Annotated in this window: 6 protein-coding genes; 4 read left to right on the top strand and 2 right to left on the bottom strand. The window is 44.8% G+C overall.

All coding sequences use genetic code 11. From position 1 onward, the window contains the following. Positions 1-190: 190 nt before the first annotated feature. The gene (locus RID09_RS23170; protein ID WP_446338274.1) at positions 191-727 is read left to right on the top strand and encodes a carboxypeptidase-like regulatory domain-containing protein; all 537 of its coding nucleotides are present in this window, start codon (positions 191-193) and stop codon (positions 725-727) included. Between the two features lie 381 nt (positions 728-1108). Continuing rightward, complete coding sequence (locus tag RID09_RS23165; protein WP_446338273.1) at positions 1109-5527, top strand: CHAT domain-containing protein; 4419 nt, start codon at positions 1109-1111, stop codon at positions 5525-5527. A 226-nt stretch (positions 5528-5753) separates the two neighbouring features. Here RID09_RS23165 and RID09_RS23160 read toward each other — a convergent pair whose 3' ends face one another. After that, the gene (locus RID09_RS23160; RefSeq protein ID WP_446338272.1) at positions 5754-6977 is read right to left on the bottom strand and encodes a tetratricopeptide repeat protein; all 1224 of its coding nucleotides are present in this window, start codon (positions 6975-6977) and stop codon (positions 5754-5756) included. Positions 6978-7269: 292 nt separating this feature from the next. Here RID09_RS23160 and RID09_RS23155 point away from each other — a divergent pair, with 292 nt between their 5' ends. Beyond that, on the top strand, positions 7270-8724 hold the full coding sequence (locus RID09_RS23155; RefSeq protein ID WP_446338271.1) for a YcjF family protein: 1455 nt from the start codon (positions 7270-7272) through the stop codon (positions 8722-8724). 111 nt (positions 8725-8835) lie between these two features. On the opposite strand, the gene RID09_RS23150 is transcribed toward RID09_RS23155, so the two are convergent. Then, on the bottom strand, positions 8836-9054 hold the full coding sequence (locus RID09_RS23150; protein WP_446338270.1) for a hypothetical protein: 219 nt from the start codon (positions 9052-9054) through the stop codon (positions 8836-8838). Positions 9055-9442: 388 nt separating this feature from the next. On the opposite strand from RID09_RS23150, the gene RID09_RS23145 reads away from it, so the two are divergent. After that, a complete protein-coding gene (locus tag RID09_RS23145; RefSeq protein WP_446338269.1) occupies positions 9443-9805 on the top strand; it encodes a hypothetical protein in 363 nt (120 codons plus the stop codon). Positions 9806-9994 lie beyond the last annotated feature (189 nt).

The following is a 9994-nucleotide window of genomic DNA, read 5'->3' as shown; positions in this document are numbered from 1 at the left end:
AGACGGAATGCAGAGCAAGCGGAAACGCACTTCTAGACGTGGTGAAAATCCACAGCGGAATCGTTCAACTACCGCTTCGTTGGACGTGGTGTATACTTGTGGCAACGAATGATTATAATTGTATACATTTTTATGAGCGGTAACTCCAGGCGATCGTCAATCGGATCGGTTTCGCGATCGCGGCGGGGTATTGATTCAGCCGTTTTTTGACCGTAATAATAATGGTAAGCGCGATCCGGGTGAAGATATTTACACCGAAAACCCCGAGTTATTATTAATTCTGAATAACCAACCGATTCAATCCTTTCGTCCCCAAGTCCAAGGGGATCGAATTGGGCTACGCTTACCACCGGGAACCTATCGCCTCGACTTTGATCCGTCTGGATTTCCCCTCGATTGGCAAACCGTCAATGATGCATACAGGGTTGAGGTGGTAGCGGGAAGTTATACGTTAGTCCAAGTTCCTCTGGTCTTATCCTATACTCTCTCTGGGGTAGTTACAGATACCGCCGGAAATCCCGTTGCTGGCGCGAGGGTAGAAGCGATTAGCGTTGATGGCGAACAACGACGATTTTCCGTCACCAATGCAGCGGGTGTTTATTATCTCGAACAGTTACCCCAGGGAACCTTTACCCTACAAATCAATCAGGAACCCGCCCAACCAGGGACAATCACCCTGGATGAGGATTCAGAACCCTTTCAGGAATTGAACCTGCGATCGCCCTAACCCACTCTGGGAACTGGGAACTGGGAACTAAAGTTTTACCAATCATTTAGATATGCTCTATAATATAAAGCTTCGTAAAAAGTTCGGCTTTTAATTTATAGCATAGTTTGGCAATTTTAAATCATTTTAGCTAGAATTTTTTTCTACCCCACTGACACTTGGCATTTATTTCTTTATACTAGAGAAAGCTGCGGCAAAATAATGCATAAATTTAGTGACCCTGCGACCTCACCAAACCGAGACCAAGGTCAGCTTTGGTTGATAAATTATCAATAAAAACCTCTTCTGAGTCGATCAACCACCCCCGACAGGATGACGTTTGATCGATTTAATTCATTAAACCAGTCCAGTGCATTTCTACCTCAAGATCAGGGAACGCTCATGTCTACACCGATTCAGTTCAGCCGTTGGTTAGCGATAGTATTGATCATCCCGTTGGCATTTCTGAAGCATGAACCGCTACAAGCTGAGTCCATAAAAGCGGCTGATGATGGGACGGGTACAAGTATTAATTTAGACGGTAACCAATTTAATATTACAGGCGGAAGCATTTCCGGAGATGGCGCGAATCTGTTCCACAGTTTCCAGCAATTTGGACTCAATGCTAATCAAATTGCTAACTTTTTATCCAATCCGCAAATTCGTAATATTTTGGGTAGAGTTTCGGGGAATGAGGCGTCGATGATTCATGGGTTAATTCAGGTCAGTGGGGGAAACACTAATCTATTTTTGATGAACCCATCGGGGTTTATTTTTGGGTCTAATGCCAGTTTGAATGTGCCAGGAAGTTTTACGGCGACGACGGCAAATGGGATTGGATTTGAGAATGGTTGGTTTAATTCCAGTGGTGAGACAAACTACCAATCGTTAGTCGGTTCCCCAAATCGTTTTGCGTTTACGATGAATCAGCCCGGAAGCATTATTAATGCGGGTGAATTAGCTGTAATTGAGGGAGAAAATTTAACCCTGCTGGCGGGTCAAGTGATCAACACGGGAACCCTTTCCTCTCCTGGAGGGACTATTACAATTACGGCGGTTCCTGGAGAAAACTTAGTCCGGATTTCTCAAGCTGGGATGTTACTGTCGTTAGAATTTGAAGCCGCGACAGTGGGAGATTCTCTACCAACAGCAGACGGAATTTCACCCTTAAAATTAGCTGAGTTACTCACCGGACATCAGGAAGAAGAGAGTACAGGCGTTACTGTTGACTCAGAAAATACAGTGCGACTCATCGGTTCAAATGTCAAGATTCCCACAACAGCAGGAACAACAATTCTGTCGGGCGTAATTGATACCTCTAGTGAGCAATTTGGGGGTAATGTCTATCTATTCGGCGAACAAGTGGGATTAATAAATGCCACTATTAATGCCTCTGGTGGTGATAAAGGTGGCACAGTTTTGATTGGCGGCGGGTTTCAAGGACAAGGTGCGATACCGAATGCTTTACGTACATTTGTCAGTCAGGATTCCGTTATTTATACTGATGGGATAAACACAGGAAATGCTGGACAAGTTGTGGCTTGGGCAGATGAAATTAACCGTTTTTATGGCAGTGTGAGTGCCACGGGGGGCGACATTTCCGGTGATGGTGGCTTGGTCGAAATATCGGCGAAAGAGAGTTTGATTTTCCGAGGATTAGTTGATGTCGGGGCAACATCCGGGAATCTAGGAACTATTTTATTTGATCCGAAAAATATCACGATTAGTGATGGGGGAACCGATAATTTTGCACAAAATAATCTTTTTGGCGAGAATCCAAGCAACTCTGTTACCTTTGATACGGAACAGCTCAATGAGCTCATGGGAAATGTTGTTCTACAAGCGAATAATGATATTACGATTAATCAGAGTATCAATGCCAGTAACATTGGCACGTTGACCCTACAAGCGGGCAGAAGTATCACGATTAATAATGTGCTCATTACCTTAAACGGCGGCAACTTTAGCGCCACAATTAATGATGAAAATGCTTTAGCCACCCAACGAGATGCAGGAGTTGCCCAATTTGTGATGAATTCAGGGTCGCAAATTTTCACCAATGGGGGTAATATCTCGATAAAACCGGGAAGCTTTGGCGGTGATGCGATAGGAACAGTACTGCTTAATGGTGGAACTCTCAATTCTGGAGACGGTACGATTGATATTACCGGCAGAGGAAGTAGTGGAGGTGCAGGGAAAACGGGGATTTTTCTGAGTAATGGTGCGGTTGTGAAATCAACAGGAACAGGCGCTATTATCCTAGAGGGAACAGGTGGCGCTGGAACCGATGCGACTCGCGGTATCGAGATTCAAAATCCTGGAACAAGGGTAAGTTCTGAGGATGGCGATATTTTAATTAATGGTATTGGTGGAGACTCAACCGGAAACGATAACTTTGGTATTTTTATGTTGGGTGGTGTGGTTGAATCCACAGGTACAGGCAATATTACTCTAGAGGGTACAGCGGGAACGGGAACAGATGGGAATCGGGGTATTCAGATTCAAAATTCAGGAACCGTAAGTTCAAACAATGGCGATATTCTCCTAAGTGGTGCAGCCGGAAATGCCACAGGAAATGATAACTTTGGTATTTTTATGCTGCAAAGCAGTGTAGTTGAATCCACAGGTTCAGGAATGATTACCCTAGAGGGTACAGGGGGAACAGAGGCTTCCAGTCGCGGGATTCAGATTCAGGATTTGGGGACAAAGGTAAGTTCTAATACGGGTGATATTCTCCTTAGCAGTACGGGTCAAGATACAACAGCATCAGATAATATTGGTATTTCTCTCCTGGGAAGTGGTACGGTTGAATCCCAGGGTACTGGAAATATTACGTTAACCAGCGAAGGTAGCATTGATACCCGTAGTGGAATTCTGGATAGTGGTTCATCCACAACGGGTGGAACAATTACGCTAACGGCGCAAAATGGGGCGATTACTACGGGTGATATTAATACATCTGGCGATATAAATGGTGGGGATGTTGTCATCGAAGCCAACCGGGAAATTACCACTGGGAAACTTAACACCAATGGTGGTTCCGGAGGAGGTAATGTTAGCCTTAATGCCCTTGGTGATATTCAAGTTAGCTGGATTAATACACAAGGGGGTACAACAGGCGGCACAGTCGAGATTAACACCGAAAGCTTTTTCCGCGCCACCGATATCTTTACCGCCGCTAATGGAATACCTGCAAGTATCTCCACAATTGGTGGGAGTGAAGGGGGCAATATTACGATTAGCCATGGCGGAGAGAATGAAACACCTTTTGAAATCGGTGATGCGACGACGAATGGCATAGCCGCCGCCCTTACCACGGGTAGTGCGACAATTTCTCCGGTGGAATCATTCCCCTCAACTCAAACGACAGGAAATATTCAGATTATCAGTGCAGGTTCTCCACAGACACCTGTTCCTCCACAGACACCTGTTCCCCCACAGATAAACCCAATTCTTTCCCCGGATGAGATTTACAATCTTTCTGAGGGGATTGATTCAGACAATCTTATCGAGTCTCTGCCCTTTATAGACACCACAGAAAATGTGACTCAAGCGCTGCCAATTATAAACGCCTCAACCGCACTTTTGACCCTACAAGATGCAGGGGAGGCGACGAATCGCTATATTGAATCCTTAGAACAAGCCCGACTTAAGGAATTTGCGGATTACTTTGGGCAGGATTTCTCTCAATATTCGATTTCCTTAGCCAGTATTGAACAGAAGTTGGCAGAAATTGAACGCCAAACCGGGAATCGTTCTGCCGTAATTTATGCGGTAACCCAACCGGATGGCGTGAAATTAGTCCTCTTTTCCGCCGCCGCCGAACCTGTCACTAAAGTTATCCCGGTTAATCAGGATCAACTTTTACAAACTACGAACGAACTACGAGTCCAACTGACAGATGCATTTCGCCGCCGGGGGAATGGTTATTTGCAACCCGCGCAACAACTTTATCAGTGGTTAATTGCACCGATTGCATCGGAACTGGAAGCGGCTGAAATTGATACGTTACTCTTTTCCATGGATGCGGGATTGCGGACGATACCGATGCCCGTCTTGCATGATGGTCAACAGTTTTTGATTGAAAACTACAGCCTCAGCATGATTCCCACATTCAGTCTGATGAATAGTAATTATCAGCCGATGACAAATCCGCAAATCTTGGCGATGGGGGCATCAGAATTTACGGAACTTAATCCGTTACCGGCGGTTCCGGTAGAGTTATCAACGATTGCCCAAGAAGTGGGTGGTAAAGTTTTTCTCAATCAGGAGTTTACATTAGAAAATTTAATTCAAGAACGCCAGCGTTATCCTTACGAAATTATTCACCTAGGAACTCATGCCGATTTTAAATCTGGGGGACCTAGTAATTCCTATGTGCAGTTGTGGAATGAAAAGCTAACCTTAGCGCAAATGCAACAGATGAATTGGGATAATCCGCCTGTGGAGTTATTAGTCTTATCGGCTTGTCGCACGGCGGTGGGAGACAACCAAGCGGAGTTAGGCTTTGCCGGATTAGCTGTGGCGTCGGGTGTGAAGACGGCTTTAGGTAGTGTATGGCAGGTGAGTGACCAAGGTACATTAGCCTTAATGACTGAGTTTTATAACCAACTGGGTCAGACTCAAATTAAGGCAGAGGCGCTACGAGAAGCCCAGTTATCAATGTTGCGGGGAAATGTGGTGATTGAAGGGGGACAATTGCGCGGGAGTGGAACAGGGGGTGGGGTATTATTACCGCCACAATTGGCTGAGTTGGGACAAGTTGATTTATCCCATCCTTATTATTGGTCGGGATTTATGATGATTGGTAGTCCGTGGTAATTTGTCATTTGTCAGGCTATCGGTCTAAGGCGGGACATTTTGGTGAGGAAAGGGAACAGGGAACAGTCATTCTAAGAACTCCCTTTTGATAAGGCGATTAAAATCGCAACTACACAAACAAAGTCCGCCTGCGCGGACTTTTGCGGACTGGTTAATAATGGCGGTGACTAACCTGGATGGGGGATTATGTGCCTTTGTTTCAGGGGTTTAGGGTTGGTTTTTGGGATTAAAGCAAGGCTTTAATTTTCTGCCACAATTTTACCAGATTTTGATGCCATTTTTGCCAACGCCTACGATTAGTCGCTAGGTTTTGTAGCATCCACAGTTCATCATCATCCGGCTTCAAGTTTAACGCCTGATTGTAAGCGGTGACGGCTTCCTGATAGCGTTGTAATTCTTGAAGCGCATTTCCACGTTCTGTCCAGTAGTTATAATCTTGTTTGAGTTGCAAGGCTTGATCATAACTGTCAATCGCTTCTTCATAGCGCCTTAACCTAAATAAAGTCTTACCGCGCAAATACCAGGTCTGGTAATTCTTAGGGTGAATCCGCAATGAGTTATCATAACACTCAATCATCGATTCGTAGTCTTTTAGATTTAAAAGTACAACCGCTTTGGTGTTCCAGGCTAACTCATAATCTAGATTACTCTCCAAAGCGCGATCGCAACTCTCAAGCGCCTCCTGATAACGTTCTAGGCGATTTAAGACCATCGCCCGATTATGCCAAGCTTGAGCCGAATTGGGATTTACTTTGATCCCTTGATCGAAGGATACTAGCGCCTCTTGATAACGATGTAATTGATACAACAGAAAACCGCGACTACAGCAGGTTTCCTCATCATCAGGTTGAATTGCCAAGGCGTTATCGTAGGATGCAATTGCTTCCTGCTGGCGATTTAATTTCCGTAATGTGTTCCCCCGATCAATCCAGGCTTTCCCATAGTTGGGGTTAATCGCTAAGGCGTGATTGTAGGAGTCAATCGCTTTTTCATACCGCTTGAACTTCCGCAACGCTATTGCCCGGTTATACCACACTTTGACATCATTTGGGTTTAAGGTCAACGCTTTATCGTAGGACGCGATCGCTTGGTCGTAGTGTTTTAACGTTTGTAGTGTAATCCCCCGATAGTTCCATATTTTTGGATTATCAGGATTAAACTGTAACGCTTTATCGAAACTCGCTAAAGCTTCTTCCTCACGTTCTAAATGGTGTAACGCTACCCCCTGATGATACCAAGCTGAGGTACAATCGGTCTTAAGTGTTATTGCTTCATCGTAATAAAGAAGCGCACCTTCATAATCTCCTTTTTTGGCTAAAGCATCTGCCTTTTCTACCTTTAAGTCTGCCTTTTCCTTAGCGGTTTTACGGTAGGATAAGGGACTGGAAATTGTTAAAGTTGGGTGTGAATGTTGTTGAGATTTAGGGAGGGAATCCCACTCATAACTCATTTCGTTCATTAACATGGGCAGACTCAGGAAGGCGTGATCAAGATTCCAGCTTAATCTTAGCTGCCAAGCCTTCAAGCTGGAATCTTCCTAAATAAATAAATTCTGTCAAAATAGTTTTTCTAGAGAGTCCAGGGTTTAGAGGGATGAATGTTTCTTATATTTGTTGTGCAGAGAAAATAAAACTGAATAGAGACTTTACCGACAACCTATCTATGACAGGGAGAACCCGGTAAGGCTTCTGCAAATCCTCTGAAAACGTTATTGTAGTGAAAGTAAGGTTAGAAAAAAAGATATGGCGGTTCAGTTGCGGCGACCTATTTTAGTGGGCGGTATTGCTTTATCCTTTGGATTATGGATGCTCCCGACTGTGCATCAGTCAGTGGCGGAGTGGGGAGAAGTCGGACTCTTGGGCGCGATCGCACTCGGTACTGGGGTATGGTTGTTTAACCAGGGAGGCTCTCGTCTGGTGGAGTTGTCACCCCCTTCTTCACCTCTAGATCGAGGGACGGTAGAGAGGGCGATCCAAGAGGCTGAATCCGCGATCGCTCGCCTCGAAACAGAAGTCGAGAATCCCTATATTAGCACATCGTTACGACAGCAGGTTTGCCAATTAACCGCCCAATTGGAGCGACAAAACCTGGAACTGCTGATCACCGGCGGTAAAGGCGTGGGAAAATCTCGCTTGGTGCAAGTGTTAGAATCAAAGGGGTTATCGGAGCAATTCCCCACGGTAAGCCTACAAGAAACCACCGCCTTATATGCAGGCGATCGCACTCAGGATCTGAGCCCAAACTTAGATTTAATCCTCTTTGTGATCACCAGTGACTTGACAGATTCAGAGTTTCAGCTTTTACACCATCTCAAAAGCCTCAATCAGCGAATTCTCCTAATCTTTAATAAACAAGACCAATATTTACCCCCAGAACGAGTGATAGTGTTGCAACAATTGCGACAACGACTCGTCCAACTCTTACCCCCAGAGGATATCGTTGCGATCGCGGCTTCCCCCACTCCTGTAAAAGTACGCCAGCATCAATCGGATGGGTCAGTCAAAGAATGGCTAGAGGAACAACCCGCCGATGTAACGGCTCTGACTCAACGATTAAACCTGATCTTAACTCAAGACGCCCAACAGTTGATATGGGGAACAACCCTCAGATCCGCGCTCAGCCTAAAAGCTGAAGTCAAAACCGCCCTAAATCAAGCCAGACGCGATCGCGCTTTACCGCTGATTGAACAGTATCAATGGATTACCGCCGCCACTGCGTTTGCTAACCCGGTTCCCGCCTTAGATTTACTCGCCACGGCGGCAATTAGTAGCCAATTAGTGATTGAATTAGCAGGAATTTATCAGCAAAAATTTTCCCTATCCCAAGCCCAATCCGCTACCAAAACATTGAGTAGCTTAATGGTTAAACTCGGTCTTGTGGAACTCTCCACCCAAACTATTGGTAGTATTCTCAAAAGCAACGCTTTTACTTATATAGCTGGCGGTGCTGTACAAGGTGTTAGCGCGGCTTATCTCACCCGATTAGCGGGTCTTAGTTTAATCGAATATTTCCAAGAACAGGAGATTACTCAACAGACAGCAACCGATCAACCCTTAAATCTTGAACGCCTGAAAGAAAAGCTGCAAACTGTTTTCCAACAAAATCAACGGATGGGGTTTTTAGCAGGATTTGTTCAGCAAGCAGTAAGACGTTTGCGTTTAAATTCAGCTCAACCTGAACCCACGCCCTTGTTCTAATGATCTAGTCATAGCAGTAGAGACGTTCCGGCGGAACGTCTAATCAATTGTAGGGGCGGGTTTTACCGATAACGTTAACGTAGAGACGTTGCATGCAACGTCTCTACAGGATTAATTTTCTGCGTCAGTCGTAGAAAGGGAAGGAATAGAACCCTCCCCATAACCCACATCAAACACAATAGCGAATTGTAAATTAGGCATCATCCGCTTCAAAATACGCAAATGACCTTCAGCATCGCCACGACGACGGAAGTTACCTACGATGACATGTTGCAAATTAGATTGCAAGCGGACGATTTTCCACGGACTTAACCTGTCTTGATAATTCATAACACTCTTTCCTCTAAAACCCCTTATGTCAACGACCCATGACTAATGGCTGTACATGATAGTCAGGGCTGAGATTATGGATAGAGAACCCGGTTCGATTATGTTTTAGTCTTATATAGTGATACAGCTTTCATCAGGGCTATCGGGATAGAGTCCCTGGTACCGCAACTTTAGACGTTAAAACTGTGTCAGGGCACGTCTACAGATTGTCCGAAAAAAGAGAATTTAGTAGCTTTTGTTACAGTTTTCCGGACGACTAGCATCGGTTTCGTTGACGATAAACCTTCTACCTTTTGCGATACCTCACTGAATTTTCCTGAATTTTACCCAGATTTTAATGTTATCGATTTCATTTTAATCCTCAATTATTACAAATTAACTTTTGATTTTGCCGATTAAACTAAAAACATCAAAATTGGAAACCATACAGGATGAGTTTGACTTGTTAGATACTGTGAAGCGTACTGATTTAATCAATCGAGCCATCGCCGCTATTTCATCACTCGATCAACGTTATCCTAATCGAGGGTATCAGAAACTATGGCAGGGTAAAGTCCAAGGCAAAACCCAAGTCGAACTGCTTGCTGATTTGGGCTTAAAAAGTCAAGGTGCTGTCTCAAAACGTTGGCGCGAATTATTAGAACGCCTTGCTGAGGAGTTGGGATTATTGCAAACGGCGACTCTCCAACTCGAACTGAAAGCCACAAAGGGTCAAAACCTGCGGCGATTGCGCTCAACTCAAAGTTGGTAGTGCTAAATTATACCAAATCTGCCTGGGAAACCCCATGCAAGAGGAGGCGATTGAAATCGCTGCTACACAAACTTTCGTCCGCCTGCGCGGACTAAATTAGGGCTTGCTGCACAAGTCCAAAACCCTTAGCTATCAATGCTTTGAGTAGTATTAATATTGGCTCCTCTTCAAGGAAAAAGGGTTAAACCC

The sequence above is a fragment of the Coleofasciculus sp. G1-WW12-02 genome, from assembly GCF_040219735.1.
GTDB lineage: Bacteria > Cyanobacteriota > Cyanobacteriia > Cyanobacteriales > Coleofasciculaceae > Coleofasciculus.
The sequence above is the reverse complement of the archived record's forward strand: the minus strand, read 5'-3'. Positions and strand labels throughout refer to the sequence as shown.